This is a genomic window from Brevundimonas naejangsanensis (genome assembly GCF_000635915.2).
Lineage (GTDB): Bacteria > Pseudomonadota > Alphaproteobacteria > Caulobacterales > Caulobacteraceae > Brevundimonas > Brevundimonas sanguinis.
On sequence record NZ_CP015614.1, the window covers coordinates 1,131,498 to 1,157,986 of the forward strand.

The 26,489-nt window shown below is 66.9% G+C and carries 26 protein-coding genes and 1 tRNA gene; 21 read left to right on the forward strand and 6 right to left on the reverse strand.

The genetic code is table 11. The features are described from left to right. Positions 1-118 precede the first annotated feature (118 nt). The 4 genes from kdsA to DA69_RS05405 are packed head-to-tail and all read left to right on the forward strand — an operon-like array spanning position 119 to position 4,574. Positions 119-997, forward strand: a complete 879-nt coding sequence (gene kdsA / locus DA69_RS05390) for a 3-deoxy-8-phosphooctulonate synthase (RefSeq protein WP_025977087.1) — start codon at positions 119-121, stop codon at positions 995-997. Positions 998-1,015: 18 nt separating this feature from the next. Then, the gene (gene rfaE2 / locus DA69_RS05395; protein WP_025977086.1) at positions 1,016-2,476 is read left to right on the forward strand and encodes a D-glycero-beta-D-manno-heptose 1-phosphate adenylyltransferase; all 1,461 of its coding nucleotides are present in this window, start codon (positions 1,016-1,018) and stop codon (positions 2,474-2,476) included. Continuing rightward, complete coding sequence (gene rfaD / locus DA69_RS05400; RefSeq protein ID WP_035302217.1) at positions 2,473-3,474, forward strand: ADP-glyceromanno-heptose 6-epimerase; 1,002 nt, start codon at positions 2,473-2,475, stop codon at positions 3,472-3,474. The genes rfaE2 and rfaD overlap by 4 nt, the downstream gene beginning before the upstream one ends. Further along, positions 3,474-4,574, forward strand: a complete 1,101-nt coding sequence (locus tag DA69_RS05405) for a DUF3089 domain-containing protein (RefSeq protein ID WP_025977084.1) — start codon at positions 3,474-3,476, stop codon at positions 4,572-4,574. Before rfaD ends, DA69_RS05405 begins: the two co-directional genes overlap by 1 nt. Positions 4,575-4,594: 20 nt before the next feature. Here the strand turns inward: DA69_RS05405 and DA69_RS05410 are convergent, their stop codons facing one another. From DA69_RS05410 to DA69_RS05430, 5 genes are all read right to left on the reverse strand, one after another. Continuing rightward, positions 4,595-4,972 (reverse strand): response regulator, encoded by a 378-nt coding sequence (locus DA69_RS05410; protein ID WP_025977083.1) that lies wholly within the window; start codon positions 4,970-4,972, stop codon positions 4,595-4,597. Further along, positions 4,972-6,468, reverse strand: a complete 1,497-nt coding sequence (locus tag DA69_RS05415; protein ID WP_029972479.1) for a sensor histidine kinase — start codon at positions 6,466-6,468, stop codon at positions 4,972-4,974. The genes DA69_RS05410 and DA69_RS05415 overlap by 1 nt, the downstream gene beginning before the upstream one ends. Positions 6,469-6,615: 147 nt before the next feature. Then, a tRNA-Val gene (locus DA69_RS05420) sits at positions 6,616-6,690 on the reverse strand. Between the two features lie 105 nt (positions 6,691-6,795). Then, positions 6,796-8,085, reverse strand: coding sequence for a dicarboxylate/amino acid:cation symporter (locus DA69_RS05425; protein WP_025977081.1), 1,290 nt, complete (start codon positions 8,083-8,085; stop codon positions 6,796-6,798). 279 nt (positions 8,086-8,364) lie between these two features. After that, the gene (locus DA69_RS05430) at positions 8,365-9,054 is read right to left on the reverse strand and encodes an HAD-IA family hydrolase (protein WP_025977080.1); all 690 of its coding nucleotides are present in this window, start codon (positions 9,052-9,054) and stop codon (positions 8,365-8,367) included. A gap of 75 nt (positions 9,055-9,129) precedes the next feature. Between DA69_RS05430 and glmU the strand changes: the two genes are divergently transcribed. Together glmU and rpiA are read left to right on the forward strand one after the other, a co-directional pair. Further along, positions 9,130-10,497, forward strand: a complete 1,368-nt coding sequence (gene glmU / locus DA69_RS05435; protein ID WP_025977079.1) for a bifunctional UDP-N-acetylglucosamine diphosphorylase/glucosamine-1-phosphate N-acetyltransferase GlmU — start codon at positions 9,130-9,132, stop codon at positions 10,495-10,497. Further along, complete coding sequence (rpiA, locus tag DA69_RS05440) at positions 10,494-11,177, forward strand: ribose-5-phosphate isomerase RpiA (RefSeq protein WP_025977078.1); 684 nt, start codon at positions 10,494-10,496, stop codon at positions 11,175-11,177. Before glmU ends, rpiA begins: the two co-directional genes overlap by 4 nt. Here the strand turns inward: rpiA and DA69_RS05445 are convergent. Then, positions 11,167-12,117, reverse strand: coding sequence for a hypothetical protein (locus DA69_RS05445; RefSeq protein ID WP_025977077.1), 951 nt, complete (start codon positions 12,115-12,117; stop codon positions 11,167-11,169). The two genes, rpiA and DA69_RS05445, sit on opposite strands and share 11 nt — an antisense overlap. A 239-nt stretch (positions 12,118-12,356) precedes the next feature. On the opposite strand from DA69_RS05445, the gene gor reads away from it, so the two are divergent. From gor to DA69_RS05515, 15 genes are all read left to right on the forward strand, one after another. Beyond that, on the forward strand, positions 12,357-13,754 hold the full coding sequence (gene gor, locus DA69_RS05450) for a glutathione-disulfide reductase (RefSeq protein ID WP_025977075.1): 1,398 nt from the start codon (positions 12,357-12,359) through the stop codon (positions 13,752-13,754). A 95-nt stretch (positions 13,755-13,849) separates the two neighbouring features. Next, positions 13,850-14,593 carry a class I SAM-dependent methyltransferase gene (locus DA69_RS05455; protein ID WP_025977074.1) on the forward strand — a complete coding sequence of 248 codons (744 nt, stop codon included), beginning with the start codon at positions 13,850-13,852 and terminating at the stop codon, positions 14,591-14,593. Positions 14,594-14,676: 83 nt separating this feature from the next. Next, positions 14,677-15,573, forward strand: a complete 897-nt coding sequence (mmsB, locus tag DA69_RS05460) for a 3-hydroxyisobutyrate dehydrogenase (protein WP_025977073.1) — start codon at positions 14,677-14,679, stop codon at positions 15,571-15,573. 273 nt (positions 15,574-15,846) lie between these two features. Further along, positions 15,847-17,073 (forward strand): 5-aminolevulinate synthase, encoded by a 1,227-nt coding sequence (hemA, locus tag DA69_RS05465; protein WP_025977072.1) that lies wholly within the window; start codon positions 15,847-15,849, stop codon positions 17,071-17,073. Then, positions 17,070-17,255: a DUF6898 family protein gene (locus DA69_RS14320; protein ID WP_082891450.1), complete on the forward strand. Its 186-nt coding sequence runs from the start codon at positions 17,070-17,072 to the stop codon at positions 17,253-17,255. The genes hemA and DA69_RS14320 overlap by 4 nt, the downstream gene beginning before the upstream one ends. Before the next feature lie 79 nt (positions 17,256-17,334). Further along, complete coding sequence (gene glyA, locus DA69_RS05470) at positions 17,335-18,618, forward strand: serine hydroxymethyltransferase (protein WP_025977071.1); 1,284 nt, start codon at positions 17,335-17,337, stop codon at positions 18,616-18,618. 12 nt (positions 18,619-18,630) lie between these two features. Continuing rightward, positions 18,631-19,104, forward strand: a complete 474-nt coding sequence (gene nrdR, locus DA69_RS05475) for a transcriptional regulator NrdR (RefSeq protein ID WP_024352817.1) — start codon at positions 18,631-18,633, stop codon at positions 19,102-19,104. Beyond that, on the forward strand, positions 19,104-19,862 hold the full coding sequence (locus DA69_RS14325) for a RibD family protein (protein ID WP_025977070.1): 759 nt from the start codon (positions 19,104-19,106) through the stop codon (positions 19,860-19,862). Before nrdR ends, DA69_RS14325 begins: the two co-directional genes overlap by 1 nt. A gap of 77 nt (positions 19,863-19,939) precedes the next feature. Continuing rightward, positions 19,940-20,530: a riboflavin synthase gene (locus tag DA69_RS05485; RefSeq protein ID WP_025977069.1), complete on the forward strand. Its 591-nt coding sequence runs from the start codon at positions 19,940-19,942 to the stop codon at positions 20,528-20,530. After that, positions 20,527-21,663 (forward strand): 3,4-dihydroxy-2-butanone-4-phosphate synthase, encoded by a 1,137-nt coding sequence (ribB, locus tag DA69_RS05490; protein ID WP_025977068.1) that lies wholly within the window; start codon positions 20,527-20,529, stop codon positions 21,661-21,663. The genes DA69_RS05485 and ribB overlap by 4 nt, the downstream gene beginning before the upstream one ends. Further along, positions 21,660-22,121: a 6,7-dimethyl-8-ribityllumazine synthase gene (ribH, locus tag DA69_RS05495; protein WP_029972475.1), complete on the forward strand. Its 462-nt coding sequence runs from the start codon at positions 21,660-21,662 to the stop codon at positions 22,119-22,121. Before ribB ends, ribH begins: the two co-directional genes overlap by 4 nt. Further along, positions 22,118-22,654 (forward strand): transcription antitermination factor NusB, encoded by a 537-nt coding sequence (nusB, locus tag DA69_RS05500; RefSeq protein WP_035302214.1) that lies wholly within the window; start codon positions 22,118-22,120, stop codon positions 22,652-22,654. Before ribH ends, nusB begins: the two co-directional genes overlap by 4 nt. Beyond that, positions 22,641-23,630 carry a thiamine-phosphate kinase gene (gene thiL / locus DA69_RS05505; RefSeq protein ID WP_025977065.1) on the forward strand — a complete coding sequence of 330 codons (990 nt, stop codon included), beginning with the start codon at positions 22,641-22,643 and terminating at the stop codon, positions 23,628-23,630. The genes nusB and thiL overlap by 14 nt, the downstream gene beginning before the upstream one ends. Before the next feature lie 40 nt (positions 23,631-23,670). Further along, a complete protein-coding gene (locus DA69_RS05510) occupies positions 23,671-24,093 on the forward strand; it encodes a hypothetical protein (RefSeq protein ID WP_025977064.1) in 423 nt (140 codons plus the stop codon). A gap of 174 nt (positions 24,094-24,267) precedes the next feature. After that, complete coding sequence (locus DA69_RS05515) at positions 24,268-26,418, forward strand: sodium-translocating pyrophosphatase (protein ID WP_025977063.1); 2,151 nt, start codon at positions 24,268-24,270, stop codon at positions 26,416-26,418. Positions 26,419-26,489 lie beyond the last annotated feature (71 nt).

The following is a 26,489-nucleotide window of genomic DNA, read 5'->3' on the forward strand; positions in this document are numbered from 1 at the left end:
TGGTCAGGGCCTGAGTCGCCGGATAAGTTGCGCAAACGCATCCGCGACGCCACCTGTCCGACTCAAAGTCGCGGCACAGGCTCGCGAACCGCCGTTAAAACCAGTCGAAAGCGCCGCCGTGACCTCTCCGAACGCCGTCATCACCCTGTCCGAAGGCCTCAAGACCCCCGTCGTCATCGGCGGCGGCGCCCGCATCGTCTTCATCGCCGGCCCCTGCCAGATGGAAAGCCGCCAGCACGCGCTTGAGACGGCCCATCAGCTGAAGGAGATCGGCGAGCGGCTGAACCTCGGCATCATCTACAAGACCAGCTTCGACAAGGCGAACCGCACCAGCGCCAGCGCCGCGCGCGGCATCGGCCTGAAGGACGCCCTGCCGATCTTCGCCGAAATCCGTGAAGTCACCGGCCTGCCGACCCTGACCGACGTACACTCCGAGGCCCAGTGCGCGCCCGTGAGCGAGGCTGTCGATGTGCTGCAGATCCCGGCCTTCCTGTCGCGCCAGACCGACCTGCTGCTGGCCGCCGCCGCCACGAACAAGGCGATCAACATCAAGAAAGGCCAGTTCCTGGCCCCCTGGGACATGAAGAACGTCATCGCCAAGGTCACAGGCGCCGGCAACCCCAACGTCATGGCCTGCGAGCGCGGCGCCAGCTTCGGCTACAACACCCTGGTCAGCGATATGCGTGCCCTGCCGATCCTGCGCGAGATCGGCTGCCCCGTCGTCTTCGACGCGACCCACAGCGTCCAGCAGCCGGGCGGGCAGGGGACCTCCTCGGGCGGCCAGCGCGAGTTCGTGCCGGTGCTGGCCCGCGCCGCCGTCTCGGTCGGCGTCGACGCCGTCTTCATGGAGACGCACGAAGACCCGGACAACGCTCCGTCGGACGGCCCCAACATGGTGCCGCTGAGCCAGTTCGAGGCCCTGGCGGCCGAACTGATCGCCTTCGACGACCTGGCCATCAAGCTGGGTCACAAGGGGCCGATGGCGAAGACGGCGTGAATCCGCTAGTTCGGCGTCATGGCTGAACGTTCTCTCGATCTCGGCGCCCTGCAGTCCTTGCTGGAGCGCGTGCGCGACCTGAAGGTCGCCTGCGTCGGCGATCTGATGCTGGATCGCTATGTCTATGGCGAGGTCAGCCGCATCTCGCCCGAGGCGCCGATCCCGGTCCTGCACGCGCGCCGCACCGTGGCCATGCCCGGCGGCGTGGGCAATGTGGCGCGCAACGTCGCGGCCCTGGGCGGTCGGGCCCGTCTGGGCGCGGTCGCGGGCGATGACGCGGCGGGCGCCGAACTGGCCGATCTGATCGCCGCCGAGGACCGGATCGAGGACGCCCTGATCCGGCCCGAAGGCGCCGCCACCATCGTCAAGACGCGCTTCGTCGCCGCCGGCCAGCAGCTGCTCCGTCTGGACGACGAGGCCGCGACCCATTCGGGCTATGCCGACAAGGCGGTGTTCCAGGGCGCGGGCGCCATCCTGCTGTCCGACTACGCCAAGGGCGTGGTGGACGACGGCGCCATTCAGGCGGCGCTGTGGGCCGGGGCTGAATACGGCGCGCCGGTCATCGTCGACCCCAAGGGCCGCGACTTCGCCCGCTATGGCGCGGTTGACGTCATCAAGCCGAACGCCAGCGAACTGGCCGGCGCCACCGGCCTGCCGACCGAAACCGACGAACAGGTCGAGGCGGCGCTGGCCGCCCTGCTGGCCTCTACGACCGCCAAGGCCGTCATCGTCACCCGCGCGGGCAAGGGCATGACCCTGGCGAAACGGGGCGGCGGGGTCGTCCACTTCCCCGGCCGGGCGCGCGAAGTATTCGACGTCTCGGGCGCGGGCGACACCTGCCTCGCCGCGCTGGGTCTGGCGCTGGGCGCGGGCGCGACGCTGGAACAGGCGGTGCAGTTCGCCATCCTCGCCTCGGGCGTGGTCGTGGGCAAGAGCGGCACCGCCGTCGTGACCCCGGCCGAACTGATCGAGGCCGAGATGAGCCAGCACGCGGCCCTGGCCCAGTCCAAGGTCACGCCGCTGGACGAACTGGCCGATCAGGTCGAAGCGTGGAAGCGCCAGGGCCTGAAGGTCGGCTTCACCAACGGCTGCTTCGACATCCTCCACCGCGGCCACGTCGCCTATCTGGCCCAAGCGCGCAGCTGGTGCGACCGGCTGGTGGTGGCGCTGAACACCGACGCCTCGGTGCGCCGCCTGAAGGGCGAGGGCCGTCCCGTCAACGATCTGGACAGCCGCGCCGCCGTTATCGGCGGCCTGGCCAGCGTCGACCGCGTCACCGCCTTCGACGACCCGACCCCCATCGCCCTGATCCAGCGACTGAAGCCCGATGTGCTGATCAAGGGCGCGGACTACACCAAGGACAAGGTCGTCGGCGCCGCCGAGGTCGAAAGCTGGGGCGGAGAAGTCCGTCTGGCCGACTTCGCCGACGGCTATTCCACGACGAAGACGATTGAAAAGATGACTGGAGACAAGGCATGACCCTGCGAATGATCGTCGTCACGGGCGGCGCGGGCTTCATCGGCTCCAACATCGTCGCCCGCCTGTGCGAGAGCGGCGCCTGGGACGTGGTCGTCTGCGACCGGCTGGAGACGGCCGACCTCGCCAAGTGGAAGAACATCGCCAAACACCCCATCGCCGATCTGTGGGCGCCCGAAGAGCTGTTCGACCAGCTGGAGCGTCACGCCGACCGCATCGAGGCGGTGATCCACATGGGCGCCATCTCCTCGACGACCGAGCCGGACGCCGACCTGATCCTGCGCACCAACTTCAGCCTGTCGCGCGACATCTGGGACTGGTGCGCGGTGCGCAACGTGCGGATGATCTACGCCTCCTCGGCCGCCACCTACGGCGACGGCGAGGCGGGGTTCGAGGATCGCGACGATCCTGAGAGCCTGAATTCGCTTCGGCCGCTAAACGCCTATGGTTATTCGAAATACCTGTTCGATCAATACGCCGTCCGGCAGGCCGATCGCGACGAGGCGCCGCGTCAGTGGGCGGGGCTGAAGTTCTTCAACGTCTATGGCCCGAACGAGGGCCACAAGGGCGGCATGAAGTCGGTCGTGGCCCAGATCTGGCCCAAGGTTCAGGCGGGCGAGACGGTCAGTCTGTTCCGCTCGCACAACCCGAACTATCCCGACGGCGGCCAGCTGCGCGACTTCGTCTTCGTCGATGACGTGGTCAACATCATCCTGTGGCTGCTGGAGCGTGAAGACATCTCGGGCGTGTTCAACGCGGGTTCGGGCCAGGCGCGCTCCTTCGCCGATCTGGCGCGGGCGACCTTCGCCGCGGCGGGCAAGGAGCCGTCCATCGCCTATATCGATATGCCCGAGGCGATCCGCGACCGGTATCAGTACTTCACCGAGGCCCGCATGGATCGCATCCGCGCCCTCGGCTACGGCGGGCAGTCGACCCCGCTGGAGGAAGGCGTCCGCCGCTACGTCCAGGACTTCCTGGCCCAGTCGGACACGTACCGCTGATGCTGCCCCGGCTGACTGCGCGCCAGTGGGTCGGCTACGCGGGCTTTGCGCTCGTCTTCATTCTGACGGCGGCGGTCGTCGTCTGGCGCGGCGATATCCTGCGCTCAGCTCTGGATCCGCAGGTGCCGTTCCAGACCTATCAGCCGCCGGCCACGCCTGACTATGCGCAGACGGACGCCTGGGCGCTGCTGGACGCGCGCACGCCGACGGCCGGTCCTGCACACGTCTTCTTCGTCCATTCCACCACCTATAACGGCGGCAAGGAGTGGAACGGGGCCGTTGATGACGCCCGCGCCCTGGCCGGGCTGCGCGGCGCGGTCCTGCCCAACTACGCCGGGCCTCTGGCCCTGGCTGGAGACGTCAGCGCGCCCCTGTATCGCCAGGCCAGCCTCTACACCCGCCTGACCCTGCGCGAAGACGCCCGAGAGGCGCGCGCCTTCGCCTATCAGGACATATCCGCCGCCTTCGACGCCTGGCTGAAACGCCATCCGGACGGCCCCATCATCCTGGCCGGGGTAGAGCAGGGCGCCGAACTGGCCGACCGCCTGCTGCATGAACGGATCGCGCCCGATCCCGCCCTGCGCTCGCGTCTGGTCGCCGCCTACCTCATGGAGCACCTGGCCCCGACGTCTCGCTTCACCGCCATTCCCCTGTGCAGCAGCCGCGAGCAGGCTGGCTGCGTCATAACTTGGCGCTCGCTGGAGGAGAACAACGAGAGCGAGGCGCGCCGCGCGCTGCGGCGGGCTCTGACATGGGACGACCGGGGAACTCTGGTGACGTTCGACGGCCTGGCCTCGGCCTGCGTCAATCCGGTGACGGGATCAGCGGACGCCCCGCGCTCTGAAATGCGCGAAAGCCGCGGCGCCACCAACGCCACCAATCTGGAGTGGGGCGTACGTCCCGCCCTGCAGCGTCGTATCGTCGCCGCCGAGTGCCGCAACGGCGTCCTGTGGCGGTCACGCCTGAGTTCAGAGTCCTTCCGACCGACCGGCGCCTGGGCGGAACAGCGCAAGATCCCGCCCTACAACCCTTTCTATGCGGACATAGAAGCCGATGCGATGGCCCGCCTGTCGGCATGGTCGGCGCTGCATCCGTCGTAAGCGCGTCAGGCCCTCGGCGCTCAGGCCCTTTGCATGTTCAGCGCCGTCATCAAGGCGTCGCGAATGGCGCCTTCAGTGAAGGGCTTCTGCACTGTGGGGTTGCCGCGCCAATGTTCCGGCAGCCCCGCCTCGCCATAGCCGGTCGAGAACACGAACGGCACGCCCCTGGCCTTCAGCGCCTCGGCCACCGGGAAGATTTCTCGCCCCGCGACGTTGACGTCCAGCAGGGCGGCGTCGAGCGGCGCGGTCCCTGAGGCGACGTTCAGCCCGTCCTCGATATTGGATTCCGGGCCGACCACGTCGCAGCCCAGATCGGCCAGGATCGTCTCCAGCAGCATGGCCACCAGGGACTCGTCCTCAACGATGAGCACGCGTCTGCCGGAAAAGATATCGGTCATCAGGCTTCTGTCTCCAGCGGCAGGGTGAATCGGGCGCTCAGGCCGTCTTCTGTGTAACTCATATCGACGGCGCCGCGCAGGTCGTGACGAACATTGCGTTCGATCAGGCGAGTGCCGAAACCGCGCCGCTCCGGCTTCTTCACAGGCCGACCGACTTTTTCGCTCCAGATGATCTCCAACTGGGGCGAGGCATGAGGGATCACGCGCCAGTCGACCGACACCCGACCGTCGCCATGAGCCAGGGCGCCGTACTTCGCGGCATTGGTGGCCAGTTCATGGAAGATCATGCCCAGCGACAGGGCGCGGGCGGGCGACAGGGCGATGTGAGGCCCGTTCAGGCTCAGCCGCCCCACGCCATGCGCCAGCGTCTCGTGTTCCAACACCGCGCGCAGGTCCGCTCCTTCCCAGTGGCTCTTCGTGAGCAGGTCGTGGGTGTGCGACAGGGCCATCAGCCGCGCCTCAAAGGCTTCGGCGAACGAGCGGGGGTCCTGATGGGTGCGCGCCGTCTGCATGGCGATCGATTGAACGGTGGCCAAGGTGTTCTTCACGCGATGATTGAGCTCGTCGATCATCAGCTTCTGCCGTTCGGCGGCCATGACCACATCCGTCACGTCATGCCCTTGAACAAACACGCCGATCACGCGCGCGTTCTCGTCCCGGATGGGTTGATAGGCGAAGTCGATGTAGCGATTGGCGGCCGGTCCGTCGGGCGAATGCTGCAGGCTGAACGCGCGCTGCCGGCCCATGACCGGTTCCCCAGTCTCGTAAACGTCGTTCAGGAAGTCGAGATGACCTTGCTCGCCCAACTCGGGCAGGGCTTCTTTGACGGTGCTGCCCAGAATGTCGCGATGATTGACGAGCCGGTAGCAGGCCTCATTGCAGAACTGCACGACATGATCTGGTCCGCTCAGAACGGCTACAAAGCCTGGCGCGTTCAACAGAACGTCCGATAGCTGCCGCCGTTCGGCCTCCAGCCTTTGATTGTCGGCCTCGACCTTCAGCGCGCGACGGAAGACCCCGCCGCCTAGCATTTCATCGAGGGCGTTGCCTGAACCATCCTGGGTCGGCCGCGCCCTGATAAGGTCGGTGACATCGCTGGTGTGCTGCAGGATATGGGTGACTTCGCCCTGATCGTTCTTGATCGGCGTGTGGGTGCAGCTCCAGTAGCGCTCTTCGAACACGGCCTGGCCGTGGGCCCCTGTCGTACGGATCGGATAGTGAAGCAGGGCCAGATGATCGGACTGCCCGCTTCCCAGCACTTTTCTGAAGGACGCCTCCAGCCGCTGGCTGTCTTCACGACCAGGACCGTCCGCCGCCGCCCCGAAGACGTCCATGACGTGGGCGCCGATCAGCTCTTCACGCGTACGCTGGGTGACATCCAGATACGCCTGGTTCATCCCTGCAAACCTCAGGTCGCGATCCAGCAGCATATAGGGGTTAGGCGAGGCGTCGAAGGCCGCGACTAAGTCAATCGTTTTGGCCAGTGTCTTCAACACGCCCCCCGTCCTGTTGGGTCCCTAACGCAACGCGCGCGGAAAGGGTGCACGGCCTGCTGTTGAAACAGGAAAACTGTAAAGACGAGCGTTCTTAAGCATCAAGCTGACGGCGGCTTGTCGGAAGCAAGAAATCTTCAGGAGGAGGAATGGTGGACGCGACAGGGATTGAACCTGTGACCCCCTCGGTGTGAACGAGGTGCTCTCCCGCTGAGCTACGCGTCCGCCTGGGAACGGGGCGGTCAGTGACTGCGCCGTCGGGAGGCGGGGACATAGCCCGCGATTCCGACGACGGCAAGCCTCAATTCATCAAATAGCAGCGTCGCTTGCTCAGATTCCCGCCGCCCGCGCACCTTCCGGAGTTTCATCCTCGGGATCACCCGGCAGCCAGGCGACGTGGCCGTTGTAGATGTCCTCGTTCAAGAGGCCTTCCTCCTTGGCGACCAGGACCGGCACGACCATCTGGCCGGTGACGTTGGTGGCCGTGCGCATCATGTCGATGATGCGGTCGATGGCGATGATGTAGCCCACGCCTTCCAGCGGCAGGCCCGCCGTCGACAGCGTCAGGGTCAGCATGACGATGCTGGTCCCCGGCACGCCCGCCGTACCCAGCGATCCCAGCACCGCCGTCAGTCCGATCAGCGCATATTGCGTCAGCGTCAGGTCGATCTGGAAATACTGGGCGATGAAGATCGAGGCGATGACCGGATAGATGGCGCCGCACCCGTCCATCTTCACATTGGCGCCCAGCGGCACGGCGAAGGCGGCGTAGGCCTGGGGCACGCCCAGCCGCTCGACTGTCTGGCGCAGGGTGACGGGCAGGGTGCCCAGCGACGACGAGGTGGCGAAGGCCGTCTGCATGGCTGCAGCTCCGCCTCGGAAGAAGCTGACGACCTTCAGCCCGTGCAGCTTCAGCAGGCCCGAATAGACGACGAAGATGTGGAACAGGCAGGCCGCATAAATGGCGAAGATGAACTTGCCCAACGGCAGCAGCGCCTCCCAGCCATAGCCCCCGACGACCGAGCCGATCAGGCCGAACACCCCGAAAGGCGTCAGTTGGATCACCCAGCGGGTGATGCGGAACACCAGGGCCGCGCCTTCATCCACCAGCCTGCGCGCATTTTGCGCCCGGTCGCCCAGCGCCACCAGGGCCGCTCCCAGCAAGGCCGAGAAGAAGATAATCTGCAGCACCTTGCCTTCGGCCAGGGAGGCGAAGGGGTTGGTCGGCACGACGCCCAGCAGAACCTGCAGGGGCGAAGGAATCTCGCGCGCCTTCACCTCGCCCAGCGGCAGGTCGGACAGGCCGACGCCCGGATTGATGATGTGGCCGAACGCGAAACCCACCAGCACGGCCAGCAGGGAGGTGATGGCGAACCAGACGATCGTTCGCACCCCCAGCCGCACCGCGCCGACCCCTTCGCCCAGCTTGGCGATCGAACTGGCGATGGTGAACAGCACCAGCGGCGCCACCACCATGCGGATCAGGTTCAGATAGACGTCCCCGATGGGCTGCAGCCAGACGGTCGCCTGCTCCCGCAGGATCAGGCCGGCGATAATGCCCAGGGCGAAACCGGCGGCGGTGCGCTGCCACAGGGGAATGGCGAAGAAGCGACGAAGCATGACGACCCTTGGGGAGGAACAGGTCGACCTATGTGTTTCGCAGACGCGAAGACGGCAACAGCGACGGGCGCAGATGGGGTGCAGAAGTTCTAAAGTGTTCGATAGTTTTTCCTTCTCCCCTTGAGGGAGAAGGTGGGCGCCGGAGGCGCTCGGATGAGGGGTGCCGGCGCCTCGTATCCGATCCAACAGCCGCACGATCACGCGACTTTCAACCGTCGCGCAGACACCCCTCATCCGGCCCTGACGGGCCACCTTCTCCCTCAAGGGGAGAAGGGAGAGTTATGCTCTCATCACCCCGGCCAGCGCCGCTTCGAACGCATCGTAGTGATCAATCATCACATCGCCGCCCAATTCATTATGCGGCACGTCATTGTAACCGAAGCTGACGGCGATGCAGGGCACGCCCGCATCCTTGGCCGCCCTGGTGTCCGTGGTGCTGTCGCCGACCATGACGCAGCGCGCCGGATCGCCGCCCGCCTTTTGCACCGCCTCGATAATGTGCGCGCCGCTGGGCTTGCGGGCCGAGACCGCATCCGGGCCAGCGACGAAGGCGAAATGGCGCGTCAGCCCCAGCGCCTCGATCAGCGCCACCGACAGGTCCGTGCGCTTGTTGGTCGCCACGCACAGGATCGCCCCGCGCGCGCTCAAGCGGTCCAACGCCGCGACGCAGCCGTCGAACGGGCGGCTCTCGTCGGCGATGTGGGCCATGTAGTCCTCGATGAAACGCTCGAACAGACCGGGCGCATGGGCCTCGTCCCAGGCGGCGCCCGCTTCCATGAAGCCGTGGCGCAGCATGGCCATCGCGCCGTGCCCGACCAGATGCCGGGTCGAAGACATGGGCACGGGCGGCAACTCATACTCCGCCAGCATCCGGTTCAACGTGCCGATCAGGTCGGGCGCCGAGTCCACCAGCGTCCCGTCCAGATCGAAGGCGATGGTCCAGCCTTCCAGGTCGCGCTCAATGTTCACTCATCTGTCTCCCGGCTCGCGAAGACCCCGGCAATGGGCTAGATCGCAAGCAACGACAAGCCGCCGGATCGATTCATGACCTCACCCCATCCACAGAGTCATCCTAGGGCCGCCATCATCCTCGCCGCCGGGCAAGGCACGCGGATGAAGTCGCCGCTGCCCAAAGTGCTGCATCCTGTCGGTGGACGCGCCATGCTGGATCACGCCATCGACGCGGCGGAGGCTATGGGCTGCGAACGCATCGTCGTCGTGGTGGGCTCTCATTCGCCCGAGGTCCGCGCCCACGTCGAAAAGCGCCTCGGCGCCGACAGCATCGCCGTTCAGGACCCGCCGCTCGGCACCGGCCACGCCGTCCGCGCCGCCGAGGCGGTGCTGGGCGACTTCGTCGGCCATGTGGTCGTCACCTACGGCGACGTGCCCCTGCTGAAGGCCGCCGACATCGAGCCGGTTTTCGCTGATGCTCATGAAGGCGTCACCGTCATCGGTTTCGAGGCCCGCGATCCCGGCGCCTACGGTCGCCTGATCCTCGACGGCGACGACCTGCTGGCCATCACCGAGGCCAAGGAGGCGTCTGCTGACGTCCTGGCCGTCACCGCCTGCAACTCGGGCGTCATGGCCGCGCCGGTCAGCCTGCTGTTCGACCTGCTGGCCGAGGTCCGCAACGACAACGCCAAGGGCGAATACTATCTGACCGACGTAGTCGAACTGGCCCGCAAGCGCGGCGCCCCGACCCGCGCTGTCTTCGCCGCCGAAGACTCTGTCATGGGCGTCAACGCGCAAGGGGAGCTGGCTCAGGCCGAGGCCCTGTTCCAGAAGACCCAGCGCGAGCATTTCCTGGCGCAGGGCGTCACCATGAGCGCCCCCGACACCGTCCACTTCGCCTGGGACACGGACATCGGCGCTGGCACGACCATCGAGCCCTTCGTCGTCTTCGGCCCCGGCGCCCGCGTGGCCGAGGGCGCCCGCATACGCAGCTTCAGCCATATCGAGGGCGCCAAAATCGCCCGCGGCGCCGAGGTCGGCCCCTACGCCCGCCTGCGCCCCGGCGCCGACCTGGGCGAGGGCGTCAAGATCGGCAACTTCGTTGAGGTCAAGAACGTCCGCATGGACGCGGGCGCCAAGGCCAACCATCTGGCCTATCTCGGCGACGGCCATGTGGGCGCGAAGGCCAACATCGGCGCGGGCACGATCTTCTGCAACTACGACGGCTTCTTCAAACACCGCACCACGGTGGGCGAGGGGGCCTTCGTCGGCTCGAACGCCTCGCTGGTCGCCCCCGTGACCATCGGCGCAGGCGCCATGGTCGGCTCCGGTTCCGTGGTGACCAAGGATGTCGCGCCCGGCGACCTGGCCCTGGCGCGCGGTCAGCAGACGACGAAGCCGGGCTGGGCCGCCCGCTTCATGGAAACCATGCGCGCGAAGAAGGCGGCGAAATCCCAATGAGCGACCTGCAGAAGAAGAACGCCGGCGAAGCCGCCGCTCAATACGTCGAGGCCGGAATGGTCGTCGGCCTGGGCACCGGCTCGACCGCCGCCTGGTTCGTGAAAGCCCTGGCCGCCCGCAACCTGCCCGACCTGCGCTGCGTCCCGACGTCCGAGCGCACGGCCGATCTGGCGCGCGAGCTGGGTCTGACCCTGTCGACGCTGGAAGACACCCCCCGCATCGACCTGACCGTGGACGGCGCCGACGAGATCGGCCCCGGCCTGGCGCTGATCAAGGGCGGCGGCGCGGCCCTGCTGCGCGAGAAACTGGTGTGGGAAGCGTCCGCCCGCTGCATCTGCATCGCCGACGCGGCTAAGGTGGTTCCGGCGCTGGGAACCTTCCCCCTGCCGATCGAGGTCGTCGCCTTCGGCCACAAGACGACCGCCAACCGCATCGCCGACGTTCTTGCCGATCATGACATCGCTTCGCCGGCCCGCGTGCGCGAGGCCGAGCGCGGCCTGATCCGCACCGACGGCGGCAACCTGATCTACGACGCCGCCTGCAAGCTGATCGCCGAGCCGACCCGCCTCGCCTCCGACCTCAAGAGCCTGACCGGCGTGGTCGAGCATGGCCTGTTCCTCGACCTGACTGACCTGGCCGTCATCGGCACGGACGAGGGCGTCTATACGATCAATCCGTAGGCGGCGGCGCCTCATCGGCCAGTCGGGCATGCGCGCGACGGATCGAGGACTGGATCTCCGACTTGCCCGCCCGCACGTTCTGTCGAGTGCGCTGGGCGCCGTACAGGCCGTCCAGATAAGCCTTGTCCCACTCGGTCAGATAAGGAGCGCTGCCCGGATCGTTGAAGACGTTCAGGATCGAGGCATAGGCGCTGGTGTCCGCCGTCGGGTCGATCTGCGCCAGCGACACCATGGCGATATAGTCCGCCAGTTGCACCGAATTGACTGCGCCGGTCTTGCTGACGTCCACGACGATGATGGCGCGGAAGATGTTGTCGACGATCTGGGTCGTCAGCCGCGAAGCTGCGAATACGTTGATGGTCGGAGCATAGTCCATCGGTGCCGAGCAGGCGTCCGCGCATTCTCCGGGAATCCGGACCGCGCGCTGACCCGTTTCGGAATCGACCGGCATGCTGACCTGCCACCAGCGGACGGGGCGGCTCGTCTCCTGGAAGTCTCTCAGCGCCGCGGCGCCGCGATCCATGCCGGAGCCGCCCATGCGCAGGGCCCGACGGCGGCGTTCCACCAACTCCCGTGCGAAAGCGTCGCCATCGGCGGTCGCGACAATCAGCAGATTGGGCGTGCAGCCGGGGTCGCCGGCGTTCAATCCAAGGTCTTCCGCCACGGTCGAAACGCGGTCCACCAGATATTGCGCGGCTTCGCGGCGCAGATTGACGGCGCCCACGCAGACGCTGCGGTCCCATCGGGCGATGCCGCGCCCGCGATTGGGCGCTGCGACTTCGCTGACGAAGCTCTGGATCAGGTCGTCAAGGCGTCGGCCCGAGACCTGGATATCTTCCAGCCGAACCGCTTGATCCTCAGGGGCGGGCGCGGCCGACTGAGCTGACTGAGCGGGCGGGGCGCTGGCGCTGAGCGCAAGAGCGAGAAGGGCTGCGATCATCACCTGGCCTCACGACATATTCTGACCCAGCCACAGTATTTCATAACCGCGTCTGGTGAAAGCGGGGCGGTGGCTGTCCTCGCCCACTCGGGCTTCTTTGACACGGGCCTGCCTCGCGCCTTGCCCCCTCGCATCCGGGCGCCTAAGTCGGGGTCAGCGCTGCGGTTCGACCGCGCGATTTCAGACGATTCAGACGAATTGGACTCTATTTTTTTGGGTCCAGCCAGCCGGAGCCCCCGATGAGCCAATACGACTACGACCTCTTCGTCATCGGCGCCGGTTCGGGCGGGGTGCGGGCGGCGCGGCTGACGGCGTTGGGCGGCAAGAAGGTCGCCATCGCCGAGGAGTATCGGGTCGGCGGCACCTGCGTCATTCGCGGCTGCGTCCCCAAGAAGTTCATGGTCATGGCCGCCGAGGTCAGCCACGCGCTTGAGATCGCCGAGGGCTACGGTTGGTCGTTCGAGAACGCCAAGTTCGACTGGCCGACCTTCCTTCAGGCGAAGGATGTCGAGATCGCCCGTCTGTCCGGGATCTACGCCGCCAATCTGGGCAAGGCGGGCGTGGACCTTCTGCACGGCCGCGCCGTGCTGAAGGACGCCCACACCGTCGAGGTCATCGGCAAGGACGGCGGCGACAAGCAGACGATCACCGCCGAGAAGATCCTGATCGCCACCGGCGGCCGCCCGTGGAAGCCGGACAGCCTGCCGGGCATCGAGCACGCCATCACCTCCGAAGAAGCCTTCCACCTGCCCGAACTGCCCAAGCGCGTCCTCGTCGTCGGCGGCGGCTATATCGCGGTGGAGTTCGCGGGCATCTTCGCCGGGCTGGGGGTCGAGACGACCCTGATCTATCGCGGGCCCAACATCCTGCGTGGCTTCGACGACGACGTGCGCGCCCATCTGGCGGGCGAGATCGAGAAGCGCGGCATCAAGGTCATCCTCGGCTGCCAGCATGAATCGATCGAGAAGACCGAGGCGGGCCTGATCAACCATCTCGAAAACGGCATGAAGATCGAGACCGACGTGGTCATGTTCGCTACCGGCCGCGCGCCCTATGTTGAGGGGCTGGGGTTGGAAACCGCCGGGGTCGAGCTGAACGAGAACGGCGCCATCAAGGTCGACGAATATTCCAAGACCACGGCCGACAACATCTGGGCCATCGGCGACGTCACCGACCGGATGAACCTGACCCCCGTCGCCATCCGCGAGGGCGTGGCCTTCCATAAGACGGTGTTCAAGAACAACCCTCAGCGGTTCGACTATGAAGCCGTCGCCACAGCCGTGTTCAGCCAGCCGCCCGTCGGCGTCGTCGGCCTGACCGAGGCCGAGGCCCGCCACGCCTGTCCGGGCGAGGTGGACGTCTACGTCACCCGCTTCCGCCCGATGAAATACGCCTTCACCGGCTCGGACGAGCGGGTCCTGATGAAGCTGGTGGTCGAGGCCGAAACCCAGCGCGTCGTCGGCTGCCACATCGTCGGCCCTGACAGCCCCGAGATGATCCAGTTGGCCGCCATCGCCGTAAAGGCCGGCCTGACCAAGGCTCAGTGGGACGCCACCTGCGCCGTTCACCCGACGATGGCCGAGGAGTTGGTCACACTGAGAGAGAAGCAGGCCGCGGCGGCCATGACGGCCGGCTGATTATGCGTCGAAGCGGCTTGCCAGCCGCTCCGACCCCGCGCCTTATGATGTCTGAAGGCCCCGACCGGGGCAGCCGCAAGATCAAGGAATTCGTCATGAAACCGCATCTGCTCGCCGCCGCCGTCGCCGCCGCCTTCCTGGCCGCCGCGCCTGTTGTGGCCCAGGACGCCGCCGCGCCTGCCTATCAGGCCGCCGTCGCCGACTCTCTACGCCCCGCCGACGAGGTCGAGCGCGACGCCCTGCGTCATCCCGCCGAGATGCTGGCCTTCGCTCAGGTGAAGCCGGGCCAGCGCATCGCCGACATCCGCCCCGGCGCGGGCTATTTCACCCGCCTGTTCGCGCGCGTCGTGGGCGACGGCGGCCACGTCTACGCCTTCGTGCCCAACCGCACGGCCGAGCGCGAGAACCCGCGCGCCGACGCCCTGGTCGCCGCCTATCCCAACGTCAGCCGCGTCAACGGCGACCTGGACGCCATGAGCTTCGACCATCCGCTGGATCTGGTCTTCATGAGCCAGGAATATCACGACTTCCACATCCCCCGTTTCGGCGTGGACGTGGCCAAGATGAACGCCGACATCTTCAAGGCGCTGAAGCCCGGCGGCCTCTATGTCGTCATCGACCACCAGGCCGCGCCCGGCGCCGCCAACTCTGTGGTCGAGACCCTGCACCGCATCGAGGGCGCCCAGCTTCGCAAGGAGGTCGAGGCCGCCGGCTTCGTCTTCGACGGCGAGAGCGCCGCTGTCGCCAACCCGGCCGACGATCACAGCCTGAATGTCTTCGACGAGGCGATCCGGGGCAAGACCGACCAGTTCGTCTATCGCTTCCGCAAGCCGAACTGAGGCGTCTCGTCTCAAATTGGTGACTGGCGAAGCGGGACGTCCGGCGCTAACCCTCGGCCAAAATCCATAAGGGAAACGCACAGATGACTCGCATCGCCTTCATCGGCCTGGGCAACATGGGCGGCGGCATGGCCGCCAATCAGGCCAAGGCCGGGCATGACGTCGCCGCCTTCGACCTGTCGCCCGCCGCGCTGGAACGCGCCGCCGAGGCCGGGTGCCGCACCGTCAGTTCGGTCGCCGAGGCCGTGAAGGACGCCGAGGTGGTCATCACCATGCTGCCCGCCGGGCCGCACGTCCTCAGCGTCTATTCCGAACAGATCATCGGCGCGGCGCCCTCCAGCGCGCTGCTTCTGGACTGCTCGACCATCGACGTGGAGACGGCGCGCAAGGTGGCGGCCTTGGCCAAGGAAGCGGGTTACGCCTTCGCCGACGCGCCCGTCTCGGGCGGCACGGCCGCCGCTGACGCCGGGACCCTGGCCTTCATGGTCGGCTGCGACGAGGCCGACTTCGCCCGCGTCGAACCGGCGCTGGAGCCGATGAGCCGCATCACCATCCGCGCCGGTGACCACGGCGCGGGGCAGGCGGCCAAAATCTGCAACAACATGCTGCTGGGCATCAGCATGATCGGGACCTGCGAGGCCATCGCCCTGGCCGAGAAGCTGGGGCTCGAACCCGAGCGCTTCTTCGAGATCGCCTCCAAGTCGTCGGGCCAGTGCTGGAGCGTGACCAGCTACTACCCCTGGGCCGGTCCCGTGCCGACCGCCCCGTCGAACCGCGATTATGAAGGCGGCTTCGCCACAGCCATGATGCTGAAAGACCTCAAGCTGGCTCAGGACGCCGCCGCCAAGGCCGGCGCCTCGACGCCGCTGGGCGCCCAGGCCGAGGCCCTCTACGCCCTGTTCAACGGCCTCGGCTACGGCGGCAAGGACTTCTCCGCCATGGTCCAGATGCTGCGCGGGCGGATCGATACGCTGAGCTGAGCCATGGCTTTCCTCCCCATGCCAATGGGGAGGGGGACCACGAAGTGGTGGGGGGCCTGACGACGGCAGAACCAAGCAGCCCCTCCGTCTCGACCGCTCCGCGTCCGATCCACCTCCCCATTGGCATGGGGGAGGAAATCACGGGCTTTCTCAAAGCTGAGAACCGTTATCAATTAAGGGGTTGAGACGTTTTGTCCTGCGCCTGACATGGACAAGACCGGGCGGCGCGCGCAATTAGGCTCGCAAAGCTGCATAAGCGAAAGAAGCGCCGCCTTGTTCGACTATAAGTCCGCCTTTCAGAACTCTGTGGATCAGGTCCGCAGCGAAGGCCGTTACCGTGTCTTCGCCGATCTGAAGCGGGTGCGCGGGCAATTTCCTCTGGCCCGCCGTCGGCGCGCGGACGGCACGCACCAGGATGTGGTGGTCTGGTGCTCGAACGACTACCTCGGCATGGGCCAGCATCCGGCCGTGGTCGAGGCGATGAAGACGGCGATCGATCTCAGCGGCGCCGGGGCAGGGGGCACCCGCAACATCTCGGGCACCACGCGCTCGGCCGTCGATCTGGAAGCCGAGCTGGCCAGCTGGCACCAGAAGGAAGCCGCCCTGCTGTTCACCTCGGGCTATGTGGCCAATGAGGCGACGCTATCGACGCTGCAGAAGATTTTGCCGGGCCTGATCATCTTCTCGGACGCGCTGAACCACGCCTCCATGATCGCGGGCATCCGCAACGGCGGCGGCGAACGCCACATCTTCCGCCACAACGACCTTGAACATCTTGAGGAACTGCTGGCCGCCGCGCCGGTCAACGCGCCCAAGCTGATCGCCTTCGAGAGCGTCTATTCGATGGACGGCGACATCGCCGACCTGGCGGGCACCATCGCCCTGGCCAAGAAATACGGCGCCCTGACCTATCTGGACGAAGTCCACGCCGTGGGTCTGTACGGCGCGACCGGCGCAGGCGTCGCCGAGCGCGACGGCGTGCTGGACGGCATCGACATCGTCGAATGCACCCTGGGCAAGGCCATCGGCGTCATGGGCGGCTATATCGCCGCCGACGCGGTGATCGTGGACGCTGTGCGCAGCTGGGCCTCGGGCTTCATCTTCACCACCAGCCTGCCGCCGGCCCTGACCGCCGGCGCCTTGGCCTCGGTGCGCCATCTGAAAGCGCACCCCGAACTGCGCGACGCCCATCAGGAGCGCGCCGCCACCCTGAAGCGCCGTCTGTCCGAGGCGGGGATCCCGGTCCTGCCCAGCGTCAGCCACATCGTGCCGGTCCACGTCGGCAACCCGGTGCACTGCAAGCTGATCTCGGACATGCTGCTGGAAGAGCACGGCATCTACGTCCAGCCGATCAACTATCCCACCGTGCCCAAGGGGACCGAGCGCCTTCGCTTCACTCCGTCGCCTGACCATGACGATGCGATGATCGACAAGCTGGTCGATGCGATGGACAAGCTGTGGTCCCACTGTAACGTCGCGCGTCGTCCGGTCGCGGCGTGACGGCCGACGCTGACCTCGGCGAGATCATCGTCGAGTTCGTCCGCAACGGCCCGTATGTGAAATGCTCCGCCGTCCACACGGCCACGGGCGTAGAGGTCTCCGCCATAGGTCCCGCCGTCGAGCCGCGCGCGGTTGAACGCGTAGCGATCGCCAAACTGAAACGAGCGTTGTCACAGCGGTGACCCCCTAGATGTTGTGGTGTTCGGCGGCGCGGCCTAGAAGGGAGCGCCGTTTCAGCCTTCAGCCTCCGGGATGCCTCCAGTGACCGCCTTCACGCACGATTCCTATTTCACCAAGAGCCTCGCCGATGCTGATCCGGCGATCTTCAAGGGCATTCAGGGCGAGCTCGGTCGCCAGAAGGAGCAGATCGAGCTGATCGCTTCGGAAAACATCGTCTCTCAGGCGGTGCTGGACGCGCAAGGCTCGGTCCTGACCAACAAATACGCTGAGGGCTATCCCGGTCGTCGCTATTACGGCGGCTGCGAGTTCGTCGACGTCACCGAAGACCTGGCCCGCGAGCGCGCCAAGGAGCTGTTCGGCGCCGCCTATGTGAACGTCCAGCCCCACTCGGGCGCCCAGGCCAACCAGGCCGTCTTCTTCTCCCTGCTGCAGCCGGGCGACACCTTCCTGGGCATGGACCTGGCCTGCGGCGGCCACCTGACCCACGGCTCGCCCGCCAACCAGTCGGGCAAGTGGTTCCGCCCCGTCACCTATAAGGTGAACGAAGACGACCATCTGATTGATTATGATCACGTCGCCGAAATGGCCCAGAAGGAAAAGCCGAAGCTGATTCTGGCCGGCGCCTCGGCCTACAGCCGTCACATCGACTTCAAACGCTTCCGCGAAATCGCCGATTCGGTCGGAGCCTATCTGATGGTCGACATGGCTCACTATGCAGGCCTGATCGCCGGCGGCGCCTACCCCGACCCGATGCCCCACGCCCACGTCGTCACCACCACCACGCACAAGACCCTGCGCGGCCCCCGCGGTGGCATGATCCTGTCCAACGACCTGGACCTGGGCAAGAAGATCAACTCGGCGGTCTTCCCCGGCCTGCAGGGCGGCCCGCTGGAGCACGTCATCGCCGCCAAGGCCGTGGCCTTCGGCGAGGCGCTGAAGCCTGAGTTCAAGCTCTACGCCCAGCAGGTCGTGAAGAACGCCCAGGCTCTGGCCGCCGTTCTGGTCGATCGCGGTCTGGCCATCGTCTCGGGCGGCACGGACAGCCACCTGATGCTGGTCGACCTGCGTCCCAAGGGCGTGACCGGCAAGGCCACCGAGCATGAACTCGAGAAGGCTCTGATGACCTGCAACAAGAACGGCGTACCGTTCGACACCGCCCCCTTCACCATCACCTCGGGCGTCCGTCTGGGCACCCCGGCGGGCACCACGCGCGGCTTCGGCGAGGAAGAGTTCAAGCAGATCGGTCACTGGATCGCCGACGTCGTCTCTTCGATGAACGGCGGCGACGAAGCCGATCCGGCCGTCGTCGCGGGCGTTGCCGCTCAGGTGCGCGAACTGACCGCGCGCTTCCCGATCTATCGCTAAGAGGCCCATCGGATGAAGTGCCCCTTCTGCGGAAACGCCGACACCCAGGTGAAGGACAGCCGCCCGTCTGACGACGGCGCGGCCATCCGGCGCCGTCGGTCGTGCCCGCAGTGCAACGGGCGCTTCACCACCTTCGAGCGGGTGCAGCTGCGCGAACTGGTCATCCTGAAACGGAACGGCCGCCGCACCCCCTTCGACCGCGACAAGCTGGAACGCTCGCTGGGCATCGCCCTGCGCAAACGCCCGGTCCAGCCTGACCAGGTCGAGCTTCTGGTCAGCCGCATCGTGCGCCAGCTGGAAAGCCTGGGCGAGACCGAGATCCCGTCCAGCATCGTCGGCGACTTCATCATGAAGGCGCTGAAGTCGGTCGATGAGGTCGCCTACGTCCGCTACGCCTCGGTCTACAAGGACTTCCGCCACACCAGCGATTTCGCCAAATTCCTCGGCGACGAGGGTTTCGACGAGACCAAGTCCGGCCAGGACTGATGCGCCCGCGCGTCACCCTCAAGCTGGCCACGTCGCTGGACGGCCGCATCGCCACGGCCACGGGCGAAAGCCAGTGGATCACCGGGCCGGAGGCGCGCCTTCAAGGCCACCGCCTGCGCGCGACGCATGACGCCATCCTGGTCGGCGTCGAGACCGTGCTCGCCGACGACCCGGAACTGACCGTCCGTCTTCCTTCTCCACTCGGGGGAGAAGGTGGCTCGGGTAGCGAGACGGATGAGGGGGCTGTGTCATCACGCGAAACGGCTGAAGTCGAGGGCGCGTCCGGCGACCCCCTCATCCGAGCGGCTCCGCCGCCCACCTTCTCCCCCGAGGGGAGAAGGAACCCATTGAGGGTCGTGCTCGACAGTCGTCTGCGGACCCCAGCCACAGCCAAGGTCGCATCCGGCAACACCCTGATCCTTACGACCGCCACCCCCCGCGCCATAGGCCACGCCGAAGTCATCACCGTCGCCGCCTCCGACGACCGCCCCGCCATCCCTGCCGTCCTCGACGCGCTCGCCGCCCGCGCCATCACCTCAGTCCTGATCGAAGGCGGTGGCCGGGTCGCCGCCTCCTTCATCCAGGCGGGCGCAGTCGACGCCATCGAGTGGTTCCGCGCCCCGATCGTGCTGGGCGGGGAGGGCAGGCCCTGCATCGCCTCCCTGGCGCTTGCAAAGCTGGCCGACGCCCCCAAGTTCCGTCGTCTGGGCGTCGAGCCTGTCGGAGACGACCTGTGGGAACGCTACGCCCGGGTCTGACGCCTCCGCAGGCGCGATTTCAGACGAATTAGACTAATTAGACTCTGTTTTTTGGGTCCGAAGGGACCGGAGCTTTCATGTTCACCGGCATCGTCACCGACATCGGCCGCGTCCGCAGCGTCCGCCAAACCGACCGCGACCGTCGCTATGAGATCGAGACCGTGTGGGACACGGCGGGCATCGACCTGGGCGCCTCGATCAGCCACGCGGGCTGCTGCCTGACCGTCACGGAAAAGGGCGAGGGGTGGTTCGCCGTCGAGGTGTCGGGCGAGACCTTGTCCAAGACCAAGCTGGGCGACTGGAGCGAGGGCAGCCGCATCAATCTGGAACGCGCCGCCAAGCTGGGCGACGAACTGGGCGGACATATCGTCTCGGGCCATGTCGATGGTCTGGGCGAGGTCTTGTCCGTCACGCCCGAAGGCGGCTCGCACCGCATCGTGATCGAAGCGCCCGCGCCCCTGCACAGATTCATCGCCCCAAAGGGCTCAATCACGGTCGATGGGGTTTCCCTGACGGTGAATGGGGTGCATGAGCGCCGCTTCGACGTGAACATCATCCCGCATACGTGGAATGCGACCACCCTCGGCGGCCTAAAGGTCGGCGAAAAGGTCAATCTGGAGTTCGACATGCTGGCGCGTTACCTCGCGCGGTGGCAGGAGACCGCATGATGAAACTGGCCGTCCACAATACCGACAGCCCGATCAGCTCGATCGAGGACATTATCGAGGACGCCCGCAACGGCCGCCCCTACATCCTGGTGGACGCCGAGGACCGCGAGAACGAGGGCGACATCGTCATTCCGGCCCAGTTCGCCACGCCGGAACAGATCAACTTCATGATCCGCTATGCGCGCGGCCTGGTGTGCCTGGCCATGACGGCCGAGCGCGCCAAGCAGTTGCGCCTGCCGCCGATGGCCGCCGAGAACCGCGAGAGCATGGGCACGGCCTTCACCATCTCGATCGAGGCCAAGGAAGGCGTCACGACCGGCATTTCGGCCGCTGACCGCGCTCACACGGTCCAGGTGGCCGCCGACCCGTCGCGCACCGCCGACGACATCGTCTCGCCGGGACACATCTTCCCCCTGGTCGCGCGCGACGGCGGCGTCCTGGTGCGCACCGGCCACACCGAGGCCGCTGTGGACATCAGCCGCATGGCCGGCCTGATCCCCGCCGGGGTGATCTGCGAGATCATCAAGGACGACGGCGAGATGGCGCGGATGCCTGATCTGATCGCCTTCGCCCAGTTGCACGGGCTGAAGATAGGCACCATCGCCGACCTGATCGCCTATCGCCGCCGCACCGAGCGCTTTGTCGAGCGCGTGATGGAGACGCCGTTCCAGAGCGTCCACGGCGGCGAGTTCAAGCTGATCCTGTACCGCAACACCATCGAGGGCGCGGAGCACGTCGCCCTTGTGCGCGGCGATATCGATCCTGCCAGGCCGACTGTCGTGCGCATGCACCAGATCGACTTCGCCGCCGACCTGCTGGGCCATGTCGAGGCCCGCCAGGACTATATTCCGAAGGCGATGCAGGCGCTGGCGGCCCATGACGGCCCGGGCGTCGTCGTCTTCCTGCGCGATCCCGACCTGCATGGCCTGGCCGAACGGCTCGGCGGCGTGGCCAAGCCCGCGGCGGCGGATCGCTCGCTGAAAGCCTATGGCGTCGGGGCGCAGATTCTGCTCGACCTCGGCGTCAAAGACATGATCGTGATGAGTTCGACGCGACCCAATCCGACGGCGCTTGAAGGCTATGGCCTGCGCATCGTCGGCTGGCGCGACATGGACGGAGAAGACCAATCTTGAACGACCCCACTCGCGTCCTCATCGTTGAGGCGCGCTTCTACGACGAACTGGCGGACGCCCTTCTGGAAGGGGCGAAGGACGCCCTGCGCGCGCAAGGCGTCCAGTATGACGTCGTGACCGTGCCCGGCGCTCTGGAAGTGCCGACCGTGATCGCCATGGCCGAGGAGGCCGGGCGCTATCCGACCGCGCCGCGCTACGACGGCTATGTCGCCCTGGGCTGCGTGATCCGCGGCGAGACCTACCACTTCGAGATCGTCTCGGACCAGTCGGCCGCCGGCATCCGCAACCTGGGCCTCAAGGGCGTGGCTATCGGCAACGGCATCCTGACGACCGAGGACGAGGAGCAGGCCTGGGCCCGCGCCCGCCTCAGCGAGGGCGACAAGGGCGGCTTCGCCGCCCGCGCCTGCCTGGACCTGATCTCTATCCGTAAACGCCTGCGTGGGGGCCTGGCCTCGTGACCGAACCGACCAGCGCCCCGGCGACCGTCGCCGAAGTCATGGCTCAACTGGCCGAGGCTGAAAAAGCCCGGGCCGAACCCCAGCTGACCAGCCGCCAGCGCCGCGCCCGCACGGTCGCCCGTCTGGCCGCCGTTCAGGCCCTGTATCAGATGGAGCTGGCGGGCGAGGGCGTCGACAGCGTCGTGCGCGAGTTCCGCAATCACCGCTTCGACGCCGACATCGACGGCGCCCCTCTGGCCGAGGCTGACGAGGACTGGTTCTCCGAGATCGTCCACGGCGTGGTCGAGGATCAGCGCGGCATCGATGAGGCGATCAAGGCGCGCTTGGCCTCCAACTGGCGGCTGGAGCGTCTGGACGCCACGCTGCGGGCTCTGCTGCGCTGCGGCGCGTGGGAGCTGAAGCACAAGCCGGACGTGCCGCGTGAAATCGTCATCGACGAGTACGTCGAACTGGCCAAGGCCTTCTTCGACGACGCGGAGGCGAAGTTCGTGAACGCGGCGCTGGACGGCGTGGCGCGCGATGCCCGCGATTGACGTCGCGGGTGAATTCGAGACCATCCAGCGGCTGCTGAAGCCGCTGGCGCACCCGGAATGGGCGCGGGGGCTGGCCGACGACGTGGCCGCGCTGCCCTCGCGACCGGGACACGACCTGGTTCTGACCAAGGACGCGATCGTCGAGGGCGTCCACTTCCTGCCCGACGATCCGCTGGACACGGTGGCGCAGAAGCTTTTGCGCGTGAACCTGTCCGATCTGGCGGCCAAGGGCGCCGAGCCGTTCGGCTACCTGTTGGCCTGTCATTGGTCAGAGCGCTGCGGCTGGCCCGAGCGCGAGGCTTTCGTCGCCGGGCTGCGGCGCGATCAGGCTATTTTCGACATTTTCCTGCTGGGCGGCGACACGGTGAAGACGCCGGGCCCGGCCAGTTTCTCGGCCACAATGATGGGCTGGGCGCCGTCAGGCGCAGCGGTCAGCCGGGGGGGCGCGCGGCCGGGCGATCTGGTCTTCGTCACCGGAACCATCGGCGACGGCTGGCTGGGCCTTCAGGCCGCCCAGGCGACCCTGACGCTGGAGCCCGAACGCATGGACGCGCTGGAGGCCGCCTATCGCACCCCCATGCCGCGCGTGGAGTTCGCGCCCGTCGTTCTGGGCCTCGCCACGGCCAGCGCCGACGTGTCCGACGGTCTTCTGGCCGACGCCGCCCACATCGCCGAAGCCAGCGGCGTGCGACTCGAGATCGATCTGGAGGTGCTGCCGATGTCAGCGGCGGCCCAGGCCTGGTTCGAGGGACGTGTCGACCCTCAGGCGGCGCTGGAGCTGCTGGCCAGCGGCGGCGACGACTATGAGATCCTGCTGACCCTCCCGGCGGGCGCCGAGAACGCATTGCGCCGCGAGGCCGAGCGCCGCCACCTGCGCCTGACTTGCATCGGTCGCGTGACCGAGGGCAGGGGGCTGTCGCCGCGCTATCTGGGGCAGGCCATCACCCCGACCCGCACCGGCTGGACCCACGGCTGAGCGCAACGGAATCCTAACCGGGCACGGCCAGACTGAATTCATGAACCGCCGCGCCCTGATCCTCGCCGTCGCAGGCGCCGCCCTGTCGGGTTCGGCGCTCGCCTCGCCGTCGGCGGAAACGCCCGCCCAGCCCGCGAGCTTTAACCTCACCGGCGTGGGCCTGCCGATCATCGTGGGCGGCCGCGTCCGCAACTACGTCTTTGCAGAACTGAAACTGTATCTGGGCGAGGGCCAAACCCTGGATGCGGTAAGGGCTAAGGAGCCCTATCTGCGCGACGCCCTTGTCCGCGCCGGGCACCGGACCCCCTTCGTCCTCGCAGACGACTGGAATCAGTTGGACGCGGCCGCGCTGAGCGCCAGCCTGATACGCGCGGCCGACAGCCTGATCGGCAAGGGGGCGATCGCCCGCGTCGAGGTCGTCAGCCAGGCCGCGCGCCGCCGCACGACTGTGCGCGCCCTCTAAAAGAGCGCTGTTGCGCCACGGCTCTGCTTTTGGCACGATTTAGCCGCAATTCCCGAGGGGCGTGAATTTACGTCTGTAAGCGCACGGGGGGACCGGAAGGCGGCCGAGAGGCGACAACGCCCGTAGCGCAGCCCATGGATCCGCGCGTCTAGTTGCATAGGGCTTGGAAACGCCATGACGTCATATCTTTGGCTGGTCATCGCGGCCGGCGCTTTGGGGGTGCTTTACGGCGCCGTCCAGACGGCCGCCCTGATGAAGGCCGACAGTGGTAATGAACGGATGCGTGAGATCGCCGCGGCGATCCAGGAAGGGGCATCCGCCTATCTGAAGCGTCAGTACACAACGATTGGCATTGTAGGGGTCGTGATCTTGGTCGCGGCCTTTTTTCTTATCGGGATATGGGCGGCGCTCGGCTTCCTGATCGGCGCGGTCCTGTCGGGCGCGGCGGGCTATGCGGGGATGCTGATCTCCGTGCGCGCCAACGTCCGCACGGCCCAGGCCGCGTCGCAGAGCCTGTCCAAGGGCCTGGACCTGGCCTTCCGCTCGGGCGCCATCACCGGCATGTTCGTGGCGGGCGGCGCTCTTCTGGGCGTGTCCGGCTACTACGCCTTCATGACCCAGGGAATGGGCCACGCCTCAACCAGCCGCGAGGTCATCGACGGCCTGGTGGCGTTGGGCTTCGGCGCTTCTCTGATTTCCATCTTCGCGCGACTGGGCGGCGGCATCTTCACCAAGGGGGCCGACGTCGGCGGCGACATGGTGGGCAAGGTCGAGGCCGGCATCCCTGAGGACGACCCCCGCAACGCCGCCACCATCGCGGACAATGTGGGCGACAACGTCGGCGACTGCGCCGGCATGGCCGCCGACCTGTTCGAAACCTATGCCGTCACCACGGTGGCGACCATGGTGCTGGCGGCCATCTTCTTCCGCAACCAGCCCTATGTCGACGCGCTGATGCTGCTGCCGCTGGCGATCTGCGGCGTCTGCATCGTGACGTCGATCATCGGCACCTTCTTCGTCCGTCTGGGCAAGAGCGGCAATATCATGGGGGCCCTGTATCAAGGGCTGATCGTGACCGGCCTGCTGTCGCTGGTCGCCGTTTGGTGGGTGATCAACCAGCTTCTGCCGGGGGCGGTCGAAACCTCGGGCGGGCTGCTGATCCAGCCGATGAGCCTGTTCTGGGCCGGCGTCGTCGGCCTGCTGGTCACGGCGGCCATCGTAGTCATCACCGAATACTATACCGGCACGGGCTTCCGTCCGGTGAAGTCGGTGGCCAACGCCTCGGTCTCGGGGCACGGCACCAACGTGATCCAGGGCCTGGCCATGTCGCTGGAATCCACCGCGTTGCCAGCTCTGACCATCATCGTCGGCATTGTCGCGGCCTTCCAGTTGGCGGGCTTGTTCGGCATCGCCATCGCCACCACGACCATGCTGGGCGTGGCGGGGATGATCGTGGCGCTGGACGCCTTTGGGCCGGTCACGGACAACGCGGGCGGCATCGCCGAGATGGCGGGCCTGCCGCCGGAAGTGCGCGTCTCGACCGACGCCCTGGACGCGGTGGGCAACACCACCAAGGCCGTGACCAAGGGCTACGCCATCGGTTCAGCAGGCCTGGGGGCGCTGGTCCTGTTCGCCGCCTATGTGGAGGACCTGAAGTTCTTCGCGGCCGAGGCTCAGCCGGGCAGCTTCTTCTACGGTCTGGGGGAGGTCGCGTTCGATCTGTCCAACCCCTATGTCGTGGTCGGCCTGCTGTTCGGCGGCTTGCTGCCCTTCCTGTTCGGAGGGCTGGCGATGACGGCCGTGGGGCGCGCCGCAGAGGCCGTTGTGGCCGAGGTCCGGCGTCAGTTCCGGGAAAATCCCGGAATCATGACCTACGAAACGAAGCCGGAATACGGCCGGGCGGTCGATATCCTGACCAGCGCGGCCATCCGCGAGATGATCGTGCCGTCGCTGCTGCCGGTGCTCTCGCCGATCGTCCTGTTCGTCGTCATCCTGTTCATCCAGCCGGACAAGGCCAACGCCTTCGCTGCGCTTGGGGCCATGCTGATGGGGGTGATCGTGACGGGCCTGTTCGTCGCCATCTCCATGACGTCGGGCGGCGGCGCCTGGGACAACGCCAAGAAGCTGATCGAGGAAGGCTTCACTGACAAAAACGGCGTGGTCCACGGCAAGGGCTCGGAAGCGCACAAGGCCGCCGTCACCGGCGACACTGTGGGGGATCCCTACAAGGACACCTCCGGCCCGGCGGTGAATCCGATGATCAAGATCACCAACATCGTGGCGCTGCTGCTGCTGGCGGTGCTGGCGAGCGGCAAGATCGTCTGACAGCGCTCAGCTGGAACTGAAAACGCCCCGGAGAGCGATCTCCGGGGCGTTATCTTTTTTTGCGCCCTATG

What these genes read in the sequence shown, in the direction of transcription:
- DA69_RS05445 (WP_025977077.1), bottom strand. Translation starts at nt 12,117, where the DNA reads ATGATCGCAGCCCTTCTCGCTCTTGCGCTCAGCGCCAGCGCCCCGCCC.
- rpiA (WP_025977078.1), top strand. Translation starts at nt 10,494, where the DNA reads ATGAGCGACCTGCAGAAGAAGAACGCCGGCGAAGCCGCCGCTCAATAC.
- gor (WP_025977075.1), top strand. Translation starts at nt 12,357, where the DNA reads ATGAGCCAATACGACTACGACCTCTTCGTCATCGGCGCCGGTTCGGGC.
- glmU (WP_025977079.1), top strand. Translation starts at nt 9,130, where the DNA reads ATGACCTCACCCCATCCACAGAGTCATCCTAGGGCCGCCATCATCCTC.
- DA69_RS05410 (WP_025977083.1), bottom strand. Translation starts at nt 4,972, where the DNA reads ATGACCGATATCTTTTCCGGCAGACGCGTGCTCATCGTTGAGGACGAG.
- DA69_RS14325 (WP_025977070.1), top strand. Translation starts at nt 19,104, where the DNA reads ATGCGCCCGCGCGTCACCCTCAAGCTGGCCACGTCGCTGGACGGCCGC.
- DA69_RS05485 (WP_025977069.1), top strand. Translation starts at nt 19,940, where the DNA reads ATGTTCACCGGCATCGTCACCGACATCGGCCGCGTCCGCAGCGTCCGC.
- rfaD (WP_035302217.1), top strand. Translation starts at nt 2,473, where the DNA reads ATGACCCTGCGAATGATCGTCGTCACGGGCGGCGCGGGCTTCATCGGC.
- DA69_RS05515 (WP_025977063.1), top strand. Translation starts at nt 24,268, where the DNA reads ATGACGTCATATCTTTGGCTGGTCATCGCGGCCGGCGCTTTGGGGGTG.
- mmsB (WP_025977073.1), top strand. Translation starts at nt 14,677, where the DNA reads ATGACTCGCATCGCCTTCATCGGCCTGGGCAACATGGGCGGCGGCATG.
- rfaE2 (WP_025977086.1), top strand. Translation starts at nt 1,016, where the DNA reads ATGGCTGAACGTTCTCTCGATCTCGGCGCCCTGCAGTCCTTGCTGGAG.
- thiL (WP_025977065.1), top strand. Translation starts at nt 22,641, where the DNA reads ATGCCCGCGATTGACGTCGCGGGTGAATTCGAGACCATCCAGCGGCTG.
- ribB (WP_025977068.1), top strand. Translation starts at nt 20,527, where the DNA reads ATGATGAAACTGGCCGTCCACAATACCGACAGCCCGATCAGCTCGATC.
- DA69_RS05455 (WP_025977074.1), top strand. Translation starts at nt 13,850, where the DNA reads ATGAAACCGCATCTGCTCGCCGCCGCCGTCGCCGCCGCCTTCCTGGCC.
- DA69_RS05510 (WP_025977064.1), top strand. Translation starts at nt 23,671, where the DNA reads ATGAACCGCCGCGCCCTGATCCTCGCCGTCGCAGGCGCCGCCCTGTCG.
- DA69_RS05425 (WP_025977081.1), bottom strand. Translation starts at nt 8,085, where the DNA reads ATGCTTCGTCGCTTCTTCGCCATTCCCCTGTGGCAGCGCACCGCCGCC.
- DA69_RS05405 (WP_025977084.1), top strand. Translation starts at nt 3,474, where the DNA reads ATGCTGCCCCGGCTGACTGCGCGCCAGTGGGTCGGCTACGCGGGCTTT.
- nrdR (WP_024352817.1), top strand. Translation starts at nt 18,631, where the DNA reads ATGAAGTGCCCCTTCTGCGGAAACGCCGACACCCAGGTGAAGGACAGC.